A 21,736-nucleotide genomic window follows, 5' to 3' on the forward strand; every position below is an offset into this window, starting at 1 on the left:
CATCCTCCATTGCGGGACACTTGCCGGGCGCACGCCACAGCCCGCTGTTCGGCGTGCGGATGGTTCATGCCGGTGGCTTTGCGGCGGGATGGATGTCCAGCCAGCCGGCATCGATTTCGGGAAGCGGAATGGCTGATATCAGGTCGCGCGTGTAGGCCTGCTGCGGATTGTCGAACAGAGCGTCCGTCGCGCTGGCCTCGACGATTACGCCTTCGCGCATGACGATCACCTGCTTGCACAGCCGCCGGATCACCGACAGGTCATGGCTGATGAAGGCAACGGTCAGGCCCATCTCGGCGGCGAGCTTTTCCAGGAGCGTCAGGATCTGCGCCTGGGTCGACACGTCGAGGCCGGAGACGATCTCGTCGGCCAGCACGAATTTCGGCGACAGCGCCAGGGCGCGCGCAATGCCGACGCGCTGGCGCTGGCCGCCGGACAGTTCGTGCCGGTAGCGGCTGGCAAAACTCTGTGGCAGGCCGACGCGCTGCAGTGCTTCTGCGACGCGGGCCTTCAGACTGTCGCCAAGCCCATTCTGCTTGAGCGGGGCGGCGATGATGCTGGCAATGGTGCGGCGCGGGTTGAGCGACGACATAGGATCCTGGAAAATCATCTGCAGATTGCGGCGCAGCGGCCGAAGCTCCGCCTCCGGCAGATGGGTGATATCGCGGCCATCGAAGGTGACCCTGCCGGCGCTGGGTTCCAACAGCCTGACCAAAGCGCGGCCGAGCGTCGATTTGCCGGAGCCGGATTCGCCGACGATGCCGGTCACCGAGCCCTTGGGCAGGTCGAAATCCAGACCTTTCAGGATCTCGGCCAGCGGCGCGCGGCCAATCAGCGGCTTGCGCGTCATGTCGGGCAGCGCGACCTTCAGTCCACGCACGGAAAACAGCGGCTCAGCCATGCGGCCGCCTCCACGTCTGGTCGGCAGCAGCGATCTCGGCGGCGAGCCCCGCCAGCACGGCATCGTCGACCGGTTTGAGCGAGGCGAACGGGTCGGTGTAGCGTGGCGTGGCTTGCATCAGCGCCCGCGTGTAGGGATGTTCAGGGGCGGCGAAGAGATCAGCCGTTTCGGCTTCTTCCACCACCTTGCCGGCATAGAGCACCGAGACCTTTTGGCTGATCTTGGCGACGACGCCGAGATCGTGGGTGACAAACAGGATCGCGGTGCCATGCTCGCGCTGCAACTCAGCGATCAGCCGCAGGATTTGCTTTTGCACGGTCACATCGAGCGCCGTGGTCGGTTCGTCGGCAACGATCAGCCTTGGCTCGGCGGCAAAGGCAGCGGCGATCAGCACGCGCTGGCGCATGCCGCCGGACAGCTCGTGCGGATAGCATTTGAGCACACGGTCGGCATCGCGGATCTGCACCTCGCCCAGCAATTGCCGGATGCGCTGGTCGGCTCTCTCACCGCTCCAGCCGAGGATGCGCACCAGCCGGTCGGTCATCTGCGGGCCGATGCGCCGCGACGGGTTGAGCGCGGTCAGCGGGTCCTGCGGGATCAGCGCGGTGCGGGCGCCGATCAGCGTGCGCCGCGCCTTGGGCTGAAGTCTGCCGAGGTCTTCGCCTTCCAACAACATGTCGCCCTCGACGATGCGCACGCTTGGCGGCAAGACGCCGAGCACCGCCTTGCCGATCATGGTCTTGCCGGCGCCGCTCTCGCCGACCAGCGCGCGCACTTCGCCGGGTTGAACGGCGAGCGACACCGAGCGCAGCACGCGCTGGCCGTTCGGCAGCACCGCGCTGAGATTGCGGATATCGAGGCAAGCGGCACTCATCGCAGCACCGGATCGAAACGTGCCTTCAGCCCCTCGCCGAACTGACTGAACGACAGCACCGTCAGGATCAGGGTGATGAGCGGAAACACCAGCACCCACCAGGCCTGATGGATCGACAGCCGGCCCTCGGCAATGATGCCGCCCCAGGTCGGATCGTCGGTCGAGATCGACAGGTTGACGAAGGACAGGATGGCCTCGACGATAACGGCGATGCCCATCTCCAGCGACAGAAGTGCGACGATCGACGGCACCACATTGGGCAGCACTTCGCGCAGCATGATGCCGACGCGGCCATAGCCGGCGATGCGGGCATTCTCGACATAGTCCATGCGCGACTGCCCCATGGTCTCGGCGCGGATCACCCGGCAGAAGCGCGTCCAGTCGATGACCGCGATGGCGATGATGACGGAGCTCAAGCCGGTGCCGAGCACCGCGACCAGAAGGATGGCGAACAGCACCGGCGGAAACGCCATCCAGACATCGACGATGCGCGAGATGATGCGGTCGGCCCAGCCGCCGAAATAGCCGGCGACCAGCCCGAGCGTCGAGCCGACCAGGCAGGCGGCGATGGCCGCGGCGAAGGCAACGATGAAGGCGATGCGGCCGCCGAAGATCAGACGCGATAGCAGATCGCGGCCAAGGCTGTCGGTGCCCAGCCAATAGCCGGGTTCCGCACCACTCAGCCAGAAGGGCGGCAGCCGCTCCAGCATCAGGTCCTGCGCCAGCGGATCCTGCGGCGCCACCAGCGGCGCCAGGATCGCGGCCAGCAGTGCCAAAAGCAGCCAGCCGCCGGCCAGCCACAGTTTTGCGCCCGAGCCATGTCTTGAGATGCGGCTATCATCCATGGCGCAGCCTCGGATTGAGCAGCGCATACATCATGTCGACGGCAAGGTTGATCAGCACGAACAGCAGCGCAAAGACCAGCACGATGCCCTGGATCAGCGGCAGGTCGCGGTTGATGACGGCGTCGATCGCCATGTTGCCGAGACCCTCATAGGAAAACAGCCGTTCGACGATGACGGTGCCGCCGATGAGGAAGGTGAACTGCACGCCGACCAAGGTGAGCGTCGGCAGGGCGGCGTTCTTCAGCGCCTCGCGCAGGATGACCTGCGTTTCCGAAAACCCTTTCACCCGGGCCAGCACGACATAGTCGAGATCGAGCACTTCCTTCAGCGACTGTTTTAAGAGCTGCGCGATGATCGCGGCCAGCGGCAGCGCCAGCGCAATCGCCGGCATCAGCAGATGCGCCAGCAGATCTTTGGTCAGGTCGAAGCGCAGCCGCACGATGCTTTCGACGAGATAGAACTGGGTGACGAAGGGCAGGTCGAGTTGCGGCGACACCCGCCCGGAAATGTCGAACACCGGCACCAGCACGCCAAAGAGAAGAATGAGCACCAGGCCCCACAGGAAATCCGGAATGGACAGTGCCGCACCGCTGGCAATGTCGATGCCGGCTTCCACCGCGGTGCCGCGTTCGCGCGCGCCAAGGATCGCCGTCGTACCGCCGATCGCCAGTGCCATGATGAGCGCCACGATAGCGAGTTCCAGCGTCGCCGGCAGCCGGTTGAAGACCAGCCCCAGCACGTCTTGCCGCAGCGAAATCGAGGTGCCGAAATCGCCCCTGACGACGCCGGACAGCCAGATGAAGAACTGTTGCACGATGGTCTTGTCGAGCCCGTAGAGCGCGCGCAGCCGGGCGATATCCTCCTGGGTCGCGCCGGGCGGCAGCATCATCGCAATCGGGTCGCCGGGCGCGACGCGAATGACGACGAAGACCACGACCGCGACGCCGAACAGCGTGATCGCCATCGTCACAAGACGGATCAGAAATCTTTGCAGAAGCATGGTCGCCTGTAAGCCTGGCGGAAAGAGGCGCGCCACCGGTTGCGGTGGCGCGCACGCAGTCTATGCCGATGTCAGGCCGGGGTCATCAAGGCCGGCAACAGCGCGCCGGACACATGCTGCACGACGTTGACGCCCTTGGCATGCACGATCGGCTGCGCATACTGGATCAGCGGCAGCACATAGGCCTGCTCGGCGATGTACTTGTCGACCGCCTTCCAGCCGGCGATGCGCTTGGCCTCGTCCTTTTCGCCCCACAGCGGGTTGATCATGTCGATCAGGTCCTGGCTGTCCCACACCGAATGCGGGCTGGGGCCATACATGGCAAAGCCGGTCGACGTCGTCGGATCGCCGATGGCATTGCCCCAATTGTAGAAGGCGGCCGGCGCCAGCTTGTCGGCGGCGCGCAGTTCGTAATGCTTGGCGATCTCATAGACCTCGATCGTCGCCTCGATGCCGACCTTGCGCCACATGCCGACGATCGCCTGGATCATCTCGTAATCCTTGGGCTTGAAGCCCTTGGTGGTCTGGATGGTGAACTTGACCGGCTTCTCCGGCGAAAAACCGGAGGCGGCCAAAAGCTCCTTGGCCTTTTCCGGATTGTGCTCGACCTTGATCGACGGATCGAAGGCCGTGTATTCCGGCGTCTCCAGCGTATCGATGGGCTGGCCGTAGCCGTGCAGCAGGCGCTCGACGAGCAGCTTCTTGTCGACCGCCATCACCGCAGCCTGGCGGACGTTCTTGTCCAGCATCGCCTCGATGTCGTTGAAGAAGATCATGCCGATGTCGGACACGTTCTTGCACGAGCCGGCCAGCCCGTCCTTGGCGATCAGCCGGTCATACTCCTCATAGGGGACTTCGAGCGTCACCTGCGAGGAGCCCGACTCGATCTCGGCGACGCGGCTTGCCGCATCGGTGACGAACTTGATCGTCACGTTCTCGAAGGCCGGCTTGTCGCCCCAATAGTTCGGGTTGGCCTTCAGCCGCAGGAAGGCGTTGCGCTCGAATTTGTCGACCATGTAGGGGCCGGTGCCGATCGGCGCCTTCTCGAAACCCTCGGCGCCGACCTTCTCGTAATAGGCTTTTGGCATGACGTAGCCGGTCAGGAACGACATCCACTTGAAATACACCGGGTCGAACTGCACCACGTCGCCGGTGATCTTGTTGCCGTCGATCTTGAAGTTGGTGACGTTCTTCCAGACGAACTGGATCGGGTTGCCGGTCTTCTCGTCGCCCGCCCGCTGCAGCGACCACACCACGTCCTCTGCGGTGAACGGCGACCCGTCATGCCAGGTCACGCCCTCGCGCACCGTCATCGTGATCTTGCTGCGGTCGTCGTTCCAGCCCCATTCGGTGATCAGGCCCGGCGCAAACGAAAGGTCCGGCTTCTGCGGAATGAACTGGTCGAACACCGATTGGTAGAGACCCTGGATCGTCGGGTTGACCGCCGAAGGTCCAGTCGTCGGATCCCAGGACGGCAAATTGACGTTATAGGCGATGGTCAGTTCGCCCGCCGCCTTGGCAACCTGCGGCAAGCCGATCGCCGCCGCACCAAGCGCTGCAGCACTGTATCCAAGCAATTCGCGTCTGTTGATGGTCATCATCGTTCCCCTGTTTGGTTATTCGTCTGCGCGGCTATGTCAGTTCATTCGTTCAGGCTCCTTGGGCAGCAGCGCCGTGCCCCTCGTCGCCCCTATGAAATCTTTGGCTCCTACCTCCCGCCAAGCTGTTGCGCGAGCATGAAGCCGGAGGCGGCACCGGTGCCGGCGCCCGGCCATGTCGCAGCGCCGGTGAGGTGCAGATGCGCCACCGGTGTGTTCCAGCCGGCGTAACCGCGTGCCGGGCGAAACAGAAAATTCTGCGCCAGATGATGGCTGCCGCAAACCTGGTCGCCGCCGACGAGGTTCGGGTTCTCGCGCTCGAGATCGACAGGCGAAAACACCGCACGGCCGAGGATCTTGTGGCGAAGACCAGGCGCGTAGGTCTCGATGATGTCGAGGACGCGCTCGGCGTAGGTTTCCTTGACCTTGTCCCAGTGATCCGGTGCGATTGTGCCGGCTGCGTCGCCCAAAATTTCGGCCGGCAGCATGCGCACCTGCACCCACAGGACATGCTTGCCCTGAGGCGCGCGCGACGGGTCGACGGCAGTCGGCTGGCCGACGACCAGCACCGGCTCGTCCGGCAGCAGGCCTGCCATCGCCTGCTGGTAGGTGCGCGACATGGCATCGAGCGACGGCGACAGATGCACATAGGCGAATTGCCGGAGCTCTGCGCCGGCGCGCCAGTCCGGCAATTCGTCCAGCGCCAGATGGATCATCATCGTGCCCGGTGCATGGCGGAACTTTTTCATCGCCGTATCGAAGCCGGCATCGCCGGAACCGTTCGGCAACAGTTTGACGGCTAGCGCGGCGGGAGCGACGCCGGCGATGACCGCCTTGGTCGCACTATGCGTCTCGCCGGAAGCGAGCCGCACGCCGGTCGCCTTGCCGGCGGAAACCGTGATCTCGGCCACTTCCGCCCCTGTGACGATCTTGCCGCCGGCTGATGTGACCATGCCGGACAAAGCGCGGATCATGGTATCGGCGCCGCCCTTGCCGATCACCATGCCGAAACACTGGTTGACCATCGATTCCAGATAGGGGAACACCGCACCCCCGGCGATGTCGGGCGCGAAATCGAGATGCATGCCCCAGGTGGCGAGCGTCGCCCTGACATAGGGCGACTCGAAATTCTCCTCGAGCCACGCACGGGGTGAGGAAAGCAACATACGACTGGTGTCGAGCGCCCCGGCAATGCCCTTCTTGCGCCACAGGTTCCAGGCGGTGCCGGCAAGGGCACGCGCGCTCATCGGCGAGCCCAGCAGGCGGAACAGATGCTCGGCCTCCCCAGGGAAAGCCGCAACCAGCTTTCGCCATGTGGCCGCGTCAGCGGCGGAGAAAGCGGCGATGCGCGACGTCGTCTTTTCCAGATCGTTGCTGACGCCGAACCAGCGGCCGTCAGGAAAGGCGCTGGCGAAGCAATCGGCGACCGGCGCGAATTCCAGCCCGTGGGTTTTCAATTCATTTGCATATTTCCGGTGAAAGGCCGAGCCGGCAAACAGGCTCAGATTCATCGCGCCGAAATCGTGCCGGAAGCCGGGAAGTGTATATTCGTCAGTCTGGACGGCGCCGCCGATTGCTGCACTGCGCTCGAAAATCCCGGTTTTCCAACCCTTGAGCGCCAGATGCGCGGCGCAGGCCAGACTGTTGTGGCCGGCCCCGACGAATATGGCGTCAAACTCGCTCACGCCCACCCAACCCATTTCCTTTATGCTTAAAGATAATTGCAGATGCATATGTTTTCGTCTAGTAGGATATTAAGGGCCGAGACGAGCCTTGATCATCACTGACAAGAGAGGGAACTGAGACCATGGACACCCAGAAACTCCTCGGCGAAGTTGCCGGCCAGCTTCTTTCAGGCGCCATCCAGGTGATCGACCTGTCGGCGCCACTTGGACCCAACACGCCGCTGATCAAGCTGCCGCCGGAGCTGGCCGTCGACACGCCGAAGGTCGAGATCCACTCGATCTCCCGCTACGACAAGAACGGGCCGTGGTGGGCCTGGAACTGGCTGAAGCTCGGCGAGCATTCGGGCACGCATTTCGACGCGCCGCAGCATTGGATCACCGGCAAGGATTATCCGGACGGCGCCACCGACACCATTCCGGCGCAGAATTTCGTCGGCCCGGTCAATGTCATCGACTGCTCGAAGGAAGCCGCCGCCGACCATGACTTCCTGCTCACCGTCGACCACATCAAGGCATGGGAGGCCAAGCATGGCGCCATTAACGCCGGCGAGTGGGTGGTGATGCGCACCGACTGGTACAAGCGCAACGGCTCGGAAGCCGAATTCCTCAACGCCAACGAAACCGGCCCGCACACGCCGGGCCCGACCGCCGAAGCCATCCAGTTCCTGATCAGCAAGAATATCAAGGGCTGGGGCAGCGAAACGATCGGCACCGATGCTGGCAAGGCCGGCGGCATGGAGCCACCATTCCCGGCGCACACGCTGATGCACAAGGCCAACCGCTACGGCCTCGCCAGCCTCTGCAATCTCGACCAGTTGCCGCCGAAAGGCGCCATCCTGATCGCGGCGCCGCTGAAGATCGAACACGGCACCGGCAGCCCGATCCGCGCGCTGGCGCTTGTGTCGAAAGGCTAAGCGAAGGCACGCTGAAGTGAGCCAGCCGGATCACATCATTGTCGGCAGCGGCATCAACGCGCTGGTCTGCGCGGCGATGCTTGGCGGCAAGGGCGCGAAAGTGCTCATCCTCGAGCGCAACGACCGTATCGGCGGCTGCATGCGCACCGAGGAGATCACCGCGCCCGGTTTCATCCATGATGTGATGGCGACGACCTTCGTCCTGTTCATCACCTCGCCGGCCTATGCGGCGCTGGGCAAGGACCTGGCGCGGCACGGGCTGGAATTCTGCCACGCCGGCACGCCGACCGGCGTGCTGCGGCCGGACGGCAGCCATGCCGTGCTCAGCACCGACCGTGCCGCCAATGTCGCAGCGATCAATGCGATTGCTGCGGGTGACGGCGATAAGCATGGAAGCGATGTCGGCGACATCGAGCGCAATGCCGGACTGCTGTTCGGCCTGCTCGGCGGCAGCCTGTGGTCCTACCCGACGGCGAAGCTGTTGGCCGGCGAGGTCTGGCGGCGTGGCCCACGCGGCCTTGCAGCGTTCCTCGGCGACGCTTTGGCGCCGGCGCGCAGCTGGCTGGAAAGCACTTACCAGTCCGACACCATCCGCGCGCTGTGGGCGCCCTGGGTGCTGCATGCGGGCCTGGGGCCTGAAGACGCATTTTCCGGCCAGATCGCCAAGGTTATTGCCTTCGCGCTGGAAGCCGCCGGGGCGCCGATCGTCAAGGGCGGGGCGCAAAACTTGCTCTCGGCTTTCGAGGCGCTCATCACCGAGCGCGGCGGCGTCATCTCCACAGAAGCCGACGTTGCCTCCATCATCCTGACCAACGGCCGCGCCACCGGTGTGCGGCTGGCCTCGGGCGAGACCGTCAATGCGAGGAAGAGCATCATCTGTTCGGTCACGCCGACGCAGCTTTACGGGCGCTTGCTTGGCGCAATTGCTCCCAAGGACGATGTCGAGGCGACGCAGAAATACCGCTACGGCAAGGGCAATTTCCAGATCCACTATGCCCTGAGCAAGCCGCCGGCATGGCGCGGCGACGGTCTCGACAAGGTCGCGCTGCTGCATCTGACGCCGGGGCTTGATGGTGTGTCAAAAGCCTGCAACGAGGCGGCGCGCGGCATGCTGCCGGAGGTGCCGACCATCTGTGTCGGCCAGCCACATGCGCTCGATCCGTCACGTTGCCCGGACGGTAAGGCGATCCTGTGGCTGCAACTGCCCGAGGCGCCGAGGCACATCAAGGGCGATGCCGCTGGCACGCTGCAGACACCTGCGGACGGCCGCTGGACCGACGCGTTGCGCGAGGCCTATGCCGATCGTGCGGAGGCCATCCTCGCCAGCCATATCGACGGCTTCAAGGGCAGCGTTATCGCGCGCCGCGCCTATTCGCCGGCCGATCTCGAAGCGATGAACATCAATCTGGTCGGCGGCGATCCTTATGGCGGTTCGTCGACTATCGACCAGTCGTTCCTGTGGCGGCCATTCAAGGCCAGCCGCAACCATCAGACAGGCATCAAAGGCCTCTATCACATCGGCGCCTCGACCCATCCCGGCGCCGGCCTGGGCGGCGGCTCCGGCTTCCTGCTGGCGGGGAGGTTGTGATGGATCAGAAGCCCCCGGAAAAACGCCAGCGCATTTCGACCCTGGGCGAGATCGGCCTGCAGCAATTCGCGCCCTATCTGATGAACCGCATCATGGGCCGCTACAACGCCACTCTGCGTGACGATTTCCGCAAGCAGGGCCTGACCATTCCGCAGGTCCGCACGCTGGCCGTGCTGTCGATCACCGACGGGGTCACCGTCAACGATCTCTCGGTCTACACGGTGATCGAGCAGTCCACCTTGAGCCGCACGCTCGACACGCTGGAGGGGCAGGGCTTTGTGCGGCGCGAGCAGGGCGTAACCGACAGCCGCATCCGCCATGTGTTCCTGACCGACGAAGGCCGCGCCGAATTCACCCGCGCCTGGCCGGCCATGCATGACGCGTTCGAGGCAATGTTCGACGATGTCGACGATGCCGAATATGCCGCACTGATCGCCACGCTCTTGAAGATGCTGAAGAACATTCGCAAGCACGACATCTAGACCTACGCGCCGCCGGCGTCGGGCGGTAACGGAAGGAGACAAAAATGGCCGAACGGTCTTTTGCCAAGGAAGTCGAAAAGCTCCGCCTCGGCGCCGGTGAGGAGTTTGCCGGCGAAGGTATTCTCGCCATCACCAAGGCGCTGCTGCAATGCGGCGTCGGCTATGTCGGCGGTTATCAGGGCGCGCCGATCAGCCATCTGATGGACGTGCTGGCCGACGCCCAGGACATACTGGGCGAGCTCGGCGTGCATTTCGAGGCCAGCGCCTCGGAAGCGACAGCCACTGCCATGCTGGCGGCATCGGTGCACTATCCGATCCGTGGCGCCGCAACCTTCAAGTCGACGGTCGGCACCAATGTCGCCTCCGATGCGCTCGCCAATCTCGCTTCCGGAGGCGTTACCGGCGGTGCGCTGATCATCGTCGGCGAGGATTATGGCGAGGGCTCCTCTATCATGCAGGAGCGCAGCCATGCCTTCGCCATGAAGAGCCAGGTCTGGCTGCTCGATCCGCGCCCGAACCTGCCGTCGATCGTCAAGGCGGTGGAGGATGGTTTTGAACTGTCCGAGGCCTCCAACACGCCTGTGATGCTGCAGGTCCGTATCCGCTGCTGCCACGTCCATGGCCATTTCATCGCCAAGGACAACAAGCGGCCGCCGATGACGGTGGCCGACGCGCTCGACGCGCCGCGCCGCGACACCGGCCGCATTGTGCTGCCGCCCGCCTCCTTCCTGCACGAGAAGGAGAAGGTGCAGAAACGCTGGCCGGCGGCGGTCGATTTCATTCGCAAGAACAAGATCAACGAGATCTTCGGGCCGGATCACGGCTCGGTCGGCATCGTCCTGCAGGGCGGCATGTACAATGCGGTCATCCGCGCGCTGCAGCGCCTCGGCCTTGCCGATACCTTTGGCGGCACCGATGTGCCGCTCTACGTCCTGAATGCCGTCTACCCCTTGGTCGATGACGAGTTCCTGGCCTTCTGCGAGGGCAAGGGCTCCGTGCTCGTCGTCGAGGAGGGCCAGCCCAACTACATCGAGCAGGCGTTCGCCTCGATGCTGCACAAGGCCGGGCGCGGCACCAGCATCGTCGGCAAGGAGCACCTGCCGATGGCCGGCGAATACACCGGCCAGGTCATGCTAGACGGCATCGGTTCCTTCCTGCGCGCCACCGCTCCCCATCTTTTGCCGGGAGAGGTGCGCGCGCCCAACAAGGTTGGCGACGGGCTCGACATTGCCGACCTGATCAACGTCGTTCCGGGCCGTCCGCCCGGCTTCTGCGTCGGTTGCCCGGAACGGCCGATCTTTGCCGCAACCAAGCTGGTCGAGCAGGAGCTTGGCAAGCACCACATCGCCTCCGACATCGGCTGCCATCTGTTCTCGATCATGCCGCCTTTCGAGCTCGGCGCCACCACCATGGGCTATGGGCTCGGGCCGGCCTCGGCCTCGGCATTCAATTCGCCCGATGCCAAGCGCCGCTCGATCTCCTTCGTCGGCGACGGCGGCTTCTGGCATAACGGCCTGACCTCCTCGATCGGCAACGCGGTGTTCAACAAGAACGACGGCGTCATCGTCATCGTCGACAATTTTTACTCGGCCGCCACTGGCGGGCAGGACATCCTGTCGTCGCGCGCCGGCAACAAGACGAAATCGACCAAGCACCCGATCACCGAGGCGGTGAAAGGCATGGGCGTCAAATGGCTGCGCCACATCGACCGCACCTATGACGTGACCAAAATGCAGGACACGCTGCGCGAGGCGCTGACCACCGAGGAGAAGGGACCAAAAGTCATCGTCGCCTCGTCCGAATGCATGCTCAATCGCCAGCGCCGCGAAAAGCCGCTGGTCGACAAGGCGGTCAAGGGTGGCGAACGGGTGGTCAAACCGAAGTTCGGCGTCGACGAGGATATCTGCACCGGCGACCATGCCTGCATGCGGTTGTCCGGCTGCCCGTCGCTGTCGGTCAAGTCGCTCGACGATCCGCTGCGCGACGATCCGGTGGCGCATATCGACCAGAGCTGCGTCGGCTGCGGCAATTGCGGTGAGGTCGCCGATGCGGCGGTGCTGTGCCCGTCTTTCTATCGCGCCGACGTCGTGCACAATCCCGGCCGCTGGGATCGTTTCCTGGAAGCCACGCGCCGGGCCACGATCAGCCTCCTGCAGAGGCGGCGCGAAAGCCGGCGCCTGACATTCGCCGATGCTTGAGCCTTCATCCCACTCCAGGGCGGACGCGCAGCATGACGAGCGCGTCATCAAGCTTGCGGTGCTGGCGGTTGGCGGCCAGGGCGGCGGCGTTCTGGCCGACTGGATCACCGACGTCGCCGAGCGCAATGGCTATGTCGCGCAATCGACCTCGGTTGCCGGCGTCGCCCAGCGCACCGGCGCCACCATCTACTATGTCGAGATGTGCCGCGACACCGGCCGCCCGCCGGTCCTCGCTCTGTCGCCGTCGCAGGGCGATGTCGACATCCTGATCGCCGCCGAACTGATGGAGGCCGGCCGCGCCATCATCCGTGGCTTCGTCACGCCCGAGCGCACGACGCTGATCGCGTCGTCGCACCGCATCGCCGCGGTATCGGAAAAGATCGAACCCGGCGACGGCCGCGCATCGTCCTCAAAGGTGCACGCAACGGCGGAAGCAGCGGCCAAGCGTTTCATCGCCTTCGACATGGAGAAGATCGCCGCCGACAACGGCTCGATGATCTCGGCCAGCCTGCTCGGCGCACTGGCCGGATCCGACGCGTTGCCCTTCACCCGCGAAAGCTACGAGCAGGCGATCGGTGCCGGTGGTCGCGGCGTCAAGGCCAGCCTCGCCGCCTTCGGCGCTGCCTTTGATCGCGCGCGCGGCACCGGCTCGCCAGCGCCACAGGCGGCGGAACCCGTGGCTGCCGAGAGCGTCCCTGATGCGGCGGGAAAAGTCAGCGGTCCGGAAAGCCTGCTGAAGGGCTGGCAGGCCTTGGCGGCTCGCGTCGCCGCGCTGCCGGAGCCTGCGCGCGACATGGCGCAGCGCGGCCTGCGCAAGGTCGTCGACTATCAGGACATCGCCTATGGTGGCGAGTATCTCGACCGGCTCGACCGGGCGATCGCGCTGGATGGTGCCGGACAGGCCTATGCGCTGTCGATCGCCGCCGCCAAGCATCTCGCCAACGCGATGTGCTATGACGACATGATCCGCGTTGCCGATCTGAAGACACGCTCGACACGTGACCAGCGCGTGCGCCGCGAGGTCGGCGTCAAGGACGGCTCGATCCTGCAGGTGACCGAATATTTCCATCCGCGCATCGAGGAATTCTGCGGCACGCTGCCGGCGGGGCTCGGCAGCTACATCGAGGACCGGCCGAAGCTCGCCGCCTTTCTCGACCGCCGTATCAACCATGGCCGCCGCATCCGCACCGACAGTTTCGCCGGCTTCGCCGCGCTCTGGTTCATCGGCGGCCTGCGTCGCTGGCGCCGCAGCCTGCTGCGCCACAAGGTCGAGGTCGAGCATATCGATCGCTGGTACGCGCTGGCGCTTGGCTATGTGCCGGCTGATTACGCGCTGGCTGTCGAGATCGTCAACTGCCGCCGGCTGATCAAGGGCTACAGCGACACCCATCTCCGCGCCCAATCGAAATTCGACCGGGTGCTGTCGGCGCTCGATCTGGTCAAGGGCCGCCCGGATGCCGCCGACTGGATCCGGCGGCTGCGAGAGATGGCGCTGAAAGACGAGAAGGGCGACATGCTTGACGGCGCGCTGAAGACCGTGGCGACACTGTAGCGAACGGATTTCGTGCTTCCCCCATTTGACCGGGGAAATAGCGGGTGCGGCAGCCGCGCAGGCCTTCTGTGGTTCGCGCGCCCGGCTCGTGCTATCGTCATTCCGGGAGACGGCGGACGCGCCGTGAGCGCCCGTACGCTCCCCATTTGTGGGAGGAACCAATGGCTTACTACGTATTGCTGTCGAGTTTCACAGATCAAGGCATCAAGAGCATCAAGGACACCCAGAAGCGTGCTGAAGCTTTCAAGGCGATGGCCAGCAAGAACGGGATCAAGGTTCACACGCTGTTGTGGACGCTTGGACAATATGATGTCGTGGCGGTCGCAGAAGCCGACGACGACATTGCCGCGACCGCACTAGCCCTATCGATCGCATCGCTGGGCAACATCAGAACCCAGACATTGCGGGCGTTCGACACCGCAGACATGGCCAAGATCCTGGCAATGATGGCCTGACCGCCACTGTGCTGCCCTGCGCAGACGGTTGAAGCCGGCCGCTGAGCCGAGCGGCGGCAAGCTTGTTTGTTTTCCATGAAGCGAAAACCCCGGCGTCAGGTCGGGGTTTTTGGTGATCTCGCGAAGGTGCAGGCCTTGCTGGCACGGCAGTCGAGCCTGTCATCGCCTTTCAACGCTTCTTGCAGGGCGTGTTCCACGCATGTCGGCGAGGCGGCGGCATGGCCAAATGACGCATTTGTGATTGCGCCGTTCAGTCAACATTCAGGTGGCAGCGGGTTAATTGTTCGCGGGGGTGTGAACATGGAGAACACAGTCATGCTCACCAAACACATTCTACCCATCGCGATTGCGGCAGGCACCTTGATGCTGTCGAGTGTCGGCTCGCAGGCTCTGCCAACGGCAAAGCCCGGTACCGTCCCAATCCCCATTCAAAGCGTCGGTCCCATTGAAACCGTTGGTTGGCGATGCGGCCCCGCCTGGCACATGAACCGATGGGGCAATTGCGTGCCGAACCACCGGGTGATGATGCGTCCGGTCGGCCACTGGCATGCCGGATTCTGGTTCCGCCATCGCTGGCATCCCGGCTATTGGGGCTTTTAATCACTGACGGATTGCCAAAGGCGCCCGCTCCGGAAACGGGCGGGCGTTTCAGCCGCAACGCGGGTAGGCAACTCGGTGGGTCGGCCTTACTGCTGAGAAGGGGCAGCGCTCAATCGTCGGTAGGAGACGCCGTCGAAAACCGCGACGGCAAAGTCCGTAGCCGACATCTTGCGCTTACGGCCGTCGCTGCAACTGAAAACCGGCCAACCGGCATCGCTGCATTCGCTGGCAGCGCAGATGCGGGCAAGGCAATTTCCGAGCGTCAGCCGGAAGCCGCCAGTCCCTGCGAAACCCTGCAACAGACTGCCGTCCGCCGCGCGCCATGTCCGGGCCCGGAATTCCGCTCGCAAGAGCGTTGGTTCGAGAGGGACCGCAAGGTCGGTTTCGCCAGAACGTCCCGCGAGCTTCAGCCGGATGCGCGCCATCCCTGTCGTGTAAGCGGTTACAAGGTCGGATTCTGCCGCATAGGCTGAAGCCATGGCCGAATGGTCAAGCAGATGAGAAATCCACCCGCCTGCCTCCACCGGCTTGATGAAGACGGCAATCAGGGCAAGAAAGGCAAAGCAAGCTCGCGACATCGGATAATTCCAGCAGCCGTTTTGGCGCCAGCGTGCCGGTTCGCCTCCCGTTTCCCTCATACAACATCCTGCCAATTGGCGCCTGACGCAAGCCACCGCCTGCCATTTTGCTGTCGTCGATAAATGGGGGCGTCCAGAGCAGCCCGTCGGGAGCAAGTGCGGGCAAATGTCTGAGAAAAATGGTGCCGCTTAGGTGACTCGAACACCTGACCCCATCATTACGAATGATGTGCTCTACCAACTGAGCTAAAGCGGCCCGGGAAGCCAAGGCCTCCAAGATGGGCTGGGTGATAGACGCAACCGGTCGTAAATTCAAGACAGGACTTGGCATTTCGTGCCGACCCTGGCTGCCGGTCCAAAAGGAGCCGGCACACCGGTCCGCTTGACGCCTACGCGACCGTCGCCGGGCGCTTCGTCCGTGATCGCACCGGCAAGATCGGCGAAATATGTTGATTTCTTTGCCGAAAACCTCCGAAATCGGCCTTGGACGCCCTGCTGAGGCAGAATGCGGCCGCTCGCCCGTTGATTGATTGGTCGCCTGCGGCTAACGATCATGGCGATGTGAGCGAACGTGCAGAGGGAATTCGCTTGGACGCGATCGAAAAAGCGATCCGCAACGCCTTCGAAAAAGGCAATGCCGAGGACCGGGCGTTTCGCGAGAAGGTCTATCGATCGGCCTTCGCCGCGCTTGACCGCGTCCTCCAGGCCAATCCCGGCGTGACGGTGGAAGCCGCCATCAAGCGCCGCAAAGCGGTGCAGGCCAAGATCACCGAGATCGAATCCGAGTATCTGCCGGCGGTTGCCGATGTTGCGCCGCAGGTGGAAACTGCCGCGCAGGCGGAACCTGCCGCGGCTGCGCCCGCAGTGGAACTTCCCACGAGCACCGAACCTGTGGGCGAAGCTGTCGAACCCGCGCCGTCGCCTGAGGTCGTTGTCGACGGGCCAGTGCAACCTCCGGCATCCGACGCGCCGCAATCGCGCGTCTTGCCGGTCGTCCCCGATATCATGCCCGACGCGGTTCTTCCCGGCGTGCCGGAAATCGACATGTTCACCTCAGCTCCCACCGAAGCCGCGACAGAGGTGGCGCCCGACCGTGACGAGAGGCGGGTGAGGGGGCGCCGCTTGCCGCTGACCGCGATCTTCCTCGCTGTGACTCTGCTCGCCGCCGCCGGCATCGGCCTCTATTTCGGCATCCAGACCGGCGTCTTCAAAACGCCGGCCCAACTCGACACGGCCCCGCCAGAGGCGCCGCCGACGGTCGACGGTGACGATTTCACGCCACCGGCCGACTCGGGCTCGCCGCAGAAACCCGGCGCCGCCGATCAGGCGCGCGACTGGATCAATGTGTTTTCGCCTGCCGATCCGACGCATGTCAGCGCGCCGTCCGACGCCAAGGCCGAGGTGATGCAGGACGACACCGGGTCCTTCCTGCGCATCCGCTCCGGCGCCTCCGGCTCGGCCATCGCCTTCGATGTCGGGCAAGGCGTGCTGGAGAAACTCGCCGGCAAACACGCCATGTTCGATATCCTCGCCCGCTCCGAAGAGGGCAAGGAGACGCAGATTTCCGTCGACTGCAATTTCGGCGATCTCGGCGATTGTGGCCGCAAGCGCTACGCGGTCAGCCAGGAGCGCAACGAATATCTGTTCGACGTGCAATTCCCGCAGAAGCATCCGGGTGCCGCCGGCACCATCGCCATCAATTCCGACTTCGACAAGCAGGGCAAAGCAGTCGACATCTACGAAATCCGCGTCTCGATCGCGCCCTAGTCCAGAAGCGCCTGCAGCGTTTCGATGCGGTCGGCCTCGGCGGTCGGCTTGTCCCAGCGTAGCCGCGAAATTCTGGGAAATCGCATGGCGACGCCGGATTTGTGCCGGGTCGAGCGGTTGAGCCCTTCGAACGCCACCTCCAGCACCAGGCCGTTCTTGCGGTCGGCCCGCACCGAGCGGACCGGGCCAAAACGCTCGACCGTGTTGTCGCGGACATATTTGTCGATCTGCTTCAGTTCCTCGTCGGTGAAGCCGAAATAGGCCTTGCCGACCGGCACCAGTTCCTCCGATCCTTCCGGCCCCGACCAGACGCCGAACGTATAGTCCGAGTAGAAACTCGAACGCTTGCCGTGGCCGCGCTGGGCATACATCAGCACCGCGTCGACCGTGTGCGGATCGCGCTTCCACTTGAACCACGGGCCTTTCGGCCGGCCGGCCAGATAGGGCGAATCCCAGCGCTTCAGCATGACGCCTTCGATGATTGGATGCGGCGGCGCACGGCGCATTTCCTCCAGCGCCGGCCAGTCGGCGAAGTCGACCAGCGGCGAGAGATCGAAGCGGCTCGGATCGAGCGTTGTCACGAAGGCTTCGAGGCGGCCGCGCCGCTCGCGAAACGACAGCGCGCGCAAATCCTCGTCACCGATCTGCAAGAGGTCGTAGCAGCGCATGAAGGCTGGATATTGCTGCTGCATCTTCGCTGTTACGCTCTTGCGGTTCAGCCGTTGCTGCAGGTCGGAAAACGTGCCGGTCGCTAAGGGATCGCCGACCAGCAGTTCACCGTCGAGGGCGGCGGAAAAATGCATAGCGTCGGCGAGATCCGGAAAGGCGCCGGAGACATCGTCGCCGGTGCGCGAATAGAGCCGGCGAACGCCGCCTTCGCAGGTTGCCTGGACGCGGATGCCGTCCCATTTCCATTCGGCGGCATAGTCGGCCGGGTTGAGTTTTTCGAGATCGCCGTCGCCAACCGGGTTGGACAGCATCACTGGCCGGAACAGCGCCAACGCCGTCCTTGCCGGCTTTTCGGCCTGGCCTTCCAGCCAGGCGAACAGCCCGGCATAGGGTGGCGTCAGCCCGTGCCACAGCTCCTCGATTTCGGCGATTTCGACCTTGCCGAATTCGGCCAGCGCCTGTTTCGCTAGCCGCGCCGAGACGCCGATGCGCAACCCTCCGGTGACCAGTTTGATGATGGCAAAGCGTGCCGAAATGCTGGCGCTGTCGAGCAGCCTGGCCAGCACCTTCGGCCCGTCGGAACGGCTCGCCGCCTGCAGCTTTTCGACGACCTCGCCAAGCGTCGGCTCACGGTTCTGCATATTTGCCGGTGATTGCGGCCAGACCAGCGACACGGTTTCCGCGAGGTCGCCGACATAGTCGTAGGAATAGCCGAACAGCACCGGGTCCATGCGCTCGGTGACCAGTGTGCGCAGCATCGCCGGCTTGACCGCCGCGATATTGAGATCGCCGGTGATCGCCGCCAGCGCCAGCCCGCGATCCGGATCCTCGACACTGCGAAAATAGTCGATCAGCAGCGTCAGCTTGCCGTTGCGCGACGGCGTCAGCACCAGGCGGTCGAGAAGTTCGGCAAAGCGATTCATGCCTCAGTCGCCCTCGTCCTCATAGCCGACGAGATGCAGCGGCCTGGCAGCAATGCCCTCCAGTTCGCACCAGCGCACCAGCGCTTCCTCGCGGCCATGCGTGACCCAGACTTCGCCGGCGCCCGTCTCCTTGATGGTGGCGGTAAGTTCGTCCCAATCGGCATGGTCGGAAATGATCAGCGGCAGTTCGACCCCGCCTTGCTTGGCGCGCTGGCGGATGCGCATCCATCCGGAGGCAAAACACGAGATCGGGTCGGGAAAGCGCCGTGCCCAACGGTCGGCAAAGGCCGACGGCGGACCGACGACGATGGCGCCAGCGAAATCTTGCCTGCCGCCCTCCACGGTTGCCGGCTCCAGCGTGCCGAGGTCGATGCCCTGGCTCTGATAGTAGTCGCTGAGCTTGGCCAGCGCACCGTGAATGTAGATCGGCTTGTCGTAGCCGGCGTTGCGCAGCAGCCGCATCACCCGCTGAGCCTTGCCCAGCGCATAGGCGCCGACCAGATGCGAGCGTTCGGGAAACTGTGCGGCCGACTTCAGCAGCCGGGCGATCTCTTCGGTATCGGGCGGGTGGCGGAACACCGGCAGGCCGAAGGTCGCCTCGGTGATGAAGACGTCGCATTTGATCGGCTCGAACGGTGCGCAAGTGGCGTCCTTCTGCCGCTTGTAGTCGCCGGATGCGACGATGCGCGTGCCCTGATGCTCGACCGTGATTTGTGCCGAGCCGAGCACATGGCCCGCCGGATGAAAGGTGACGCTGACGCCGTTCAGCGCCATCGTCTCGCCGAGCGCCGCCGCTTGCGTTGCCTCGGCAAAATCCTCGCCATAGCGCAGCCCCATAATGTCGAGCGTCTGCTGGGTCGCCAGCACCGAGCGGTGGCCGGAGCGGGCATGGTCGGAATGGCCGTGCGTGATCAGCGCCCGGTTGACCGGCCGCACCGGGTCGATGAAGAAATCGCCGGGCGGGCAATACAGGCCTTCCGGCCGGGGATGAAGCAGGTCGCTGGCGCGCATGGTTCCAAGATAGGCACTAATTCAGGCGCGGGAAGCCTGTTGTAAGTCCCTGCTGACTCCCGCATACACGGCACCGCCGGCTTCGTTTGCCGGCAGGACCCATCGCCATGAAACCGCTTCAGGCCTCGTCCGGCGACTTGAACGCCGATCGCCGCGCCGACTATGCCGAGATGCTGCATGCCGATGGCGATCATGCGGCAGCGGCCGAATTGCTGCTTGGCGCGCTGGAACTGACGCCGCAATGGGCGATGGGCTGGTTCCGCCTCGGCGAGATGCAGCAAGCGGCGGGCGCTCCGAGTCTGGCGGCGCAAGCCTGGACGATGTCGTTGCAGCTGGACCCGACGGATCGCCAGGGTGCGTCGCTCAATTTGCAATTGATCGGCAAGGCGCCGGCGACCGACGCACTCCCCAGCGCCTTCGTCGAGACGCTGTTCGACCACTATGCCGAGACGTTCGATCAATCGCTGGTCGAGAAACTCGGCTACCGCTTGCCGGAGTTTCTCGATCAGGCCATTCGGACGGCAAGGCCGAGCCGCTTCTCGCTGGCGCTCGATCTCGGCTGCGGCACCGGGTTGATGGGGCAAAGGCTGCGGCCGATCGCCGACCGGCTGGAGGGCTACGATATCTCGGCCAGCATGCTGAGAAAGGCGCGAGCCAAAGCCATCTACGATTTTCTGGGCAAGGCCGACCTGCGGGATTTTTCCTATGCCGGCCCAAAAGCCGATCTGGTGACGGTGGCCGACGTGTTCATCTATGTCGGCGGGCTCGAAGCCATGCTGAAGACGATTGCCGGGCTGCTGGCCAGCGACGGTCTGCTTGCGTTCTCGGTCGAGAGTTTGGCAGACCCGGCCGGCGATTTGGCGCTGCAGCCGTCGCGCCGCTTTGCGCATTCGGAGCCCTATGTCAGGCGGATTCTGGCCGCCAGCGGGTTTTCGGTCCTGTCGCTGGACGCAAAAACCATCCGGCAGGATCGCCGTCAGGCGGTCGAAGGGCTGGTGGTGGTGGCAGGGAAAATCAGCACGGGCTGAATGCTCACAATGGTGACCAAAGCCGCGGTGCCGTCCCGCCTCCTTTGCTGTGAAAAAGCCCGAATCGCATGCGCGGATGACAGGGGGCGGACATCCGCAGGAGCAAAACCAATGCGCTGGAACATGATGGTCTTGGCGTCTTGCCTGGCGATGGCCGGCTGCATGGGCTCATCGATGTCCGAGCGGCAGGATGCCAATGTCGAATCCTCGCTGCAGTTCGACACCGTGCCTTGCGATCAATTGCTGGCGCAGCGAAACGGCCTGGCGCAGCAATATCATTTGGCGGTGGATGCCAAGCCGACCTTCTCCAATCCGGCTTTGGGCTTTGGTCCGTTCACGCCGGATATGCGCTCGAAGAACAAGCGCGATATCGACCAGGCAACCGGTAGGATCGACGCCATGAACCGCTCGATTGACCGCCGCGATTGCGGTAAGCCGGGCAAGCAGAAGAAGTTCGCTCTCCCCAGCTGAGATCCCAAGCCGTCAGCGGTCGAGAATAGCAGGCAACAAGCTACCTCTTAGGGCACGATCGGATGGATCTCTCGGAGCTGGGGAACCGCATCTGTATCCTCGGGCCGTCCAACAGCGGCAAGTCGACCCTTGCCGACGCGATTGCCCGCAAGCGCAATCTGGAGGTCGTTCATCTCGATCTGCTCTTCCATCTTCCGAACACGGATTGGGAACAGCGTCCCAAGAGCGAATTTATGGCTCTGCATGACACGGCAATCGCCGGCGAACGCTGGGTGATGGATGGAAATTACGCGATCGGCATGCCGCAGCGCTTTCAGCGGGCGACGGGGCTGATCCTGCTGGATATCTCCACGCCGCTTAGTCTGCTGCGCTATGTCAGGCGAACGCTGTTCGAAAAAGACAGGCGCGGCGGCCTGGAAGGCGGGCGCGACAGCATCAAATGGGACATGATCCACCACATTGCCGTGATCACACCGAAAAATCGCAAACGATACCGGGCAATGTTCGCAGAGCTCGATCTGCCAAAGCTGCAGCTGTCGTCGCTGCGGGCAATCAAGAAGAGTTTCCGGGACTGGGACCTGGCCAAGTGAAGGCTCG

At 64.1% G+C, this 21,736-nt stretch carries 20 protein-coding genes and 1 tRNA gene; 11 read left to right on the plus strand and 10 right to left on the minus strand.

Annotated features, from left to right (window positions below; translation table 11 throughout):
* Positions 1-64 precede the first annotated feature (64 nt).
* The 6 genes from AC1DVW_RS07790 to AC1DVW_RS07815 all read right to left on the minus strand — a co-directional run bounded on the left by AC1DVW_RS07790 (position 65) and on the right by AC1DVW_RS07815 (position 6,903).
* Positions 65-901: an ATP-binding cassette domain-containing protein gene (locus AC1DVW_RS07790; RefSeq protein ID WP_477322244.1), complete on the minus strand. Its 837-nt coding sequence runs from the start codon at positions 899-901 to the stop codon at positions 65-67.
* Positions 894-1,775 carry an ABC transporter ATP-binding protein gene (locus AC1DVW_RS07795; RefSeq protein WP_477322246.1) on the minus strand — a complete coding sequence of 294 codons (882 nt, stop codon included), beginning with the start codon at positions 1,773-1,775 and terminating at the stop codon, positions 894-896. Before AC1DVW_RS07795 ends, AC1DVW_RS07790 begins: the two co-directional genes overlap by 8 nt.
* Positions 1,772-2,620 (minus strand): ABC transporter permease, encoded by an 849-nt coding sequence (locus tag AC1DVW_RS07800; protein WP_477275552.1) that lies wholly within the window; start codon positions 2,618-2,620, stop codon positions 1,772-1,774. Before AC1DVW_RS07800 ends, AC1DVW_RS07795 begins: the two co-directional genes overlap by 4 nt.
* Positions 2,613-3,620 carry an ABC transporter permease gene (locus AC1DVW_RS07805; protein ID WP_477322248.1) on the minus strand — a complete coding sequence of 336 codons (1,008 nt, stop codon included), beginning with the start codon at positions 3,618-3,620 and terminating at the stop codon, positions 2,613-2,615. Before AC1DVW_RS07805 ends, AC1DVW_RS07800 begins: the two co-directional genes overlap by 8 nt.
* Positions 3,621-3,691: 71 nt before the next feature.
* On the minus strand, positions 3,692-5,218 hold the full coding sequence (locus AC1DVW_RS07810; protein ID WP_477322250.1) for an ABC transporter substrate-binding protein: 1,527 nt from the start codon (positions 5,216-5,218) through the stop codon (positions 3,692-3,694).
* A gap of 110 nt (positions 5,219-5,328) precedes the next feature.
* A complete protein-coding gene (locus AC1DVW_RS07815; RefSeq protein WP_477241458.1) occupies positions 5,329-6,903 on the minus strand; it encodes a phytoene desaturase family protein in 1,575 nt (524 codons plus the stop codon).
* A 122-nt stretch (positions 6,904-7,025) separates the two neighbouring features.
* Between AC1DVW_RS07815 and AC1DVW_RS07820 the strand changes: the two genes are divergently transcribed.
* From AC1DVW_RS07820 to AC1DVW_RS07850, 7 genes are all read left to right on the plus strand, one after another.
* Positions 7,026-7,817: a cyclase family protein gene (locus AC1DVW_RS07820; RefSeq protein ID WP_477241460.1), complete on the plus strand. Its 792-nt coding sequence runs from the start codon at positions 7,026-7,028 to the stop codon at positions 7,815-7,817.
* A 16-nt stretch (positions 7,818-7,833) separates the two neighbouring features.
* A complete protein-coding gene (locus tag AC1DVW_RS07825; RefSeq protein WP_477322252.1) occupies positions 7,834-9,405 on the plus strand; it encodes a phytoene desaturase family protein in 1,572 nt (523 codons plus the stop codon).
* Positions 9,405-9,887: a MarR family winged helix-turn-helix transcriptional regulator gene (locus tag AC1DVW_RS07830; RefSeq protein ID WP_477241464.1), complete on the plus strand. Its 483-nt coding sequence runs from the start codon at positions 9,405-9,407 to the stop codon at positions 9,885-9,887. Before AC1DVW_RS07825 ends, AC1DVW_RS07830 begins: the two co-directional genes overlap by 1 nt.
* A gap of 44 nt (positions 9,888-9,931) precedes the next feature.
* Entirely contained in the window at positions 9,932-12,085 is a 2,154-nt protein-coding gene (locus AC1DVW_RS07835; RefSeq protein WP_477322253.1) for a thiamine pyrophosphate-dependent enzyme, read from the plus strand.
* Positions 12,078-13,637, plus strand: coding sequence for an indolepyruvate oxidoreductase subunit beta family protein (locus AC1DVW_RS07840; protein WP_477322255.1), 1,560 nt, complete (start codon positions 12,078-12,080; stop codon positions 13,635-13,637). The genes AC1DVW_RS07835 and AC1DVW_RS07840 overlap by 8 nt, the downstream gene beginning before the upstream one ends.
* A 161-nt stretch (positions 13,638-13,798) precedes the next feature.
* Positions 13,799-14,092: a GYD domain-containing protein gene (locus AC1DVW_RS07845; RefSeq protein WP_477322257.1), complete on the plus strand. Its 294-nt coding sequence runs from the start codon at positions 13,799-13,801 to the stop codon at positions 14,090-14,092.
* A 315-nt stretch (positions 14,093-14,407) separates the two neighbouring features.
* The gene (locus AC1DVW_RS07850; RefSeq protein ID WP_477275933.1) at positions 14,408-14,692 is read left to right on the plus strand and encodes a GCG_CRPN prefix-to-repeats domain-containing protein; all 285 of its coding nucleotides are present in this window, start codon (positions 14,408-14,410) and stop codon (positions 14,690-14,692) included.
* A gap of 86 nt (positions 14,693-14,778) precedes the next feature.
* Here the strand turns inward: AC1DVW_RS07850 and AC1DVW_RS07855 are convergent, their stop codons facing one another.
* Positions 14,779-15,171, minus strand: coding sequence for a hypothetical protein (locus AC1DVW_RS07855; protein WP_477241472.1), 393 nt, complete (start codon positions 15,169-15,171; stop codon positions 14,779-14,781).
* Positions 15,172-15,450: 279 nt separating this feature from the next.
* Positions 15,451-15,526, minus strand: a tRNA-Thr gene (locus tag AC1DVW_RS07860).
* A 332-nt stretch (positions 15,527-15,858) separates the two neighbouring features.
* Between AC1DVW_RS07860 and AC1DVW_RS07865 the strand changes: the two genes are divergently transcribed.
* The gene (locus AC1DVW_RS07865; protein WP_477322258.1) at positions 15,859-17,037 is read left to right on the plus strand and encodes a hypothetical protein; all 1,179 of its coding nucleotides are present in this window, start codon (positions 15,859-15,861) and stop codon (positions 17,035-17,037) included.
* On the opposite strand, the gene AC1DVW_RS07870 is transcribed toward AC1DVW_RS07865, so the two are convergent.
* Both AC1DVW_RS07870 and AC1DVW_RS07875 read right to left on the minus strand, forming a co-directional pair.
* Positions 17,034-18,629 (minus strand): cisplatin damage response ATP-dependent DNA ligase, encoded by a 1,596-nt coding sequence (locus AC1DVW_RS07870; RefSeq protein ID WP_477322259.1) that lies wholly within the window; start codon positions 18,627-18,629, stop codon positions 17,034-17,036. The genes AC1DVW_RS07865 and AC1DVW_RS07870 overlap by 4 nt on opposite strands.
* A 3-nt stretch (positions 18,630-18,632) precedes the next feature.
* Entirely contained in the window at positions 18,633-19,640 is a 1,008-nt protein-coding gene (locus AC1DVW_RS07875) for a ligase-associated DNA damage response exonuclease (RefSeq protein ID WP_477322261.1), read from the minus strand.
* 107 nt (positions 19,641-19,747) lie between these two features.
* On the opposite strand from AC1DVW_RS07875, the gene AC1DVW_RS07880 reads away from it, so the two are divergent.
* The 3 genes from AC1DVW_RS07880 to AC1DVW_RS07890 all read left to right on the plus strand — a co-directional run bounded on the left by AC1DVW_RS07880 (position 19,748) and on the right by AC1DVW_RS07890 (position 21,729).
* On the plus strand, positions 19,748-20,668 hold the full coding sequence (locus tag AC1DVW_RS07880; protein ID WP_477322262.1) for a class I SAM-dependent DNA methyltransferase: 921 nt from the start codon (positions 19,748-19,750) through the stop codon (positions 20,666-20,668).
* 111 nt (positions 20,669-20,779) lie between these two features.
* Positions 20,780-21,139 carry a hypothetical protein gene (locus tag AC1DVW_RS07885; RefSeq protein ID WP_477275529.1) on the plus strand — a complete coding sequence of 120 codons (360 nt, stop codon included), beginning with the start codon at positions 20,780-20,782 and terminating at the stop codon, positions 21,137-21,139.
* A gap of 62 nt (positions 21,140-21,201) precedes the next feature.
* Positions 21,202-21,729, plus strand: coding sequence for a P-loop NTPase family protein (locus AC1DVW_RS07890; RefSeq protein ID WP_477322264.1), 528 nt, complete (start codon positions 21,202-21,204; stop codon positions 21,727-21,729).
* Positions 21,730-21,736 lie beyond the last annotated feature (7 nt).

Source organism: Mesorhizobium sp. P3_B5 (assembly GCF_056402815.1).

Coding starts and splice junctions, on each gene's coding strand:
- AC1DVW_RS07790 (WP_477322244.1), bottom strand. CDS start 901: ATGGCTGAGCCGCTGTTTTCCGTGCGTGGACTGAAGGTCGCGCTGCCC.
- AC1DVW_RS07795 (WP_477322246.1), bottom strand. CDS start 1,775: ATGAGTGCCGCTTGCCTCGATATCCGCAATCTCAGCGCGGTGCTGCCG.
- AC1DVW_RS07800 (WP_477275552.1), bottom strand. CDS start 2,620: ATGGATGATAGCCGCATCTCAAGACATGGCTCGGGCGCAAAACTGTGG.
- AC1DVW_RS07805 (WP_477322248.1), bottom strand. CDS start 3,620: ATGCTTCTGCAAAGATTTCTGATCCGTCTTGTGACGATGGCGATCACG.
- AC1DVW_RS07810 (WP_477322250.1), bottom strand. CDS start 5,218: ATGACCATCAACAGACGCGAATTGCTTGGATACAGTGCTGCAGCGCTT.
- AC1DVW_RS07820 (WP_477241460.1), top strand. CDS start 7,026: ATGGACACCCAGAAACTCCTCGGCGAAGTTGCCGGCCAGCTTCTTTCA.
- AC1DVW_RS07830 (WP_477241464.1), top strand. CDS start 9,405: ATGGATCAGAAGCCCCCGGAAAAACGCCAGCGCATTTCGACCCTGGGC.
- AC1DVW_RS07835 (WP_477322253.1), top strand. CDS start 9,932: ATGGCCGAACGGTCTTTTGCCAAGGAAGTCGAAAAGCTCCGCCTCGGC.
- AC1DVW_RS07840 (WP_477322255.1), top strand. CDS start 12,078: ATGCTTGAGCCTTCATCCCACTCCAGGGCGGACGCGCAGCATGACGAG.
- AC1DVW_RS07845 (WP_477322257.1), top strand. CDS start 13,799: ATGGCTTACTACGTATTGCTGTCGAGTTTCACAGATCAAGGCATCAAG.
- AC1DVW_RS07850 (WP_477275933.1), top strand. CDS start 14,408: ATGCTCACCAAACACATTCTACCCATCGCGATTGCGGCAGGCACCTTG.
- AC1DVW_RS07855 (WP_477241472.1), bottom strand. CDS start 15,171: ATGGCTTCAGCCTATGCGGCAGAATCCGACCTTGTAACCGCTTACACG.
- AC1DVW_RS07870 (WP_477322259.1), bottom strand. CDS start 18,629: ATGAATCGCTTTGCCGAACTTCTCGACCGCCTGGTGCTGACGCCGTCG.
- AC1DVW_RS07875 (WP_477322261.1), bottom strand. CDS start 19,640: ATGCGCGCCAGCGACCTGCTTCATCCCCGGCCGGAAGGCCTGTATTGC.
- AC1DVW_RS07880 (WP_477322262.1), top strand. CDS start 19,748: ATGAAACCGCTTCAGGCCTCGTCCGGCGACTTGAACGCCGATCGCCGC.
- AC1DVW_RS07885 (WP_477275529.1), top strand. CDS start 20,780: ATGCGCTGGAACATGATGGTCTTGGCGTCTTGCCTGGCGATGGCCGGC.
- AC1DVW_RS07890 (WP_477322264.1), top strand. CDS start 21,202: ATGGATCTCTCGGAGCTGGGGAACCGCATCTGTATCCTCGGGCCGTCC.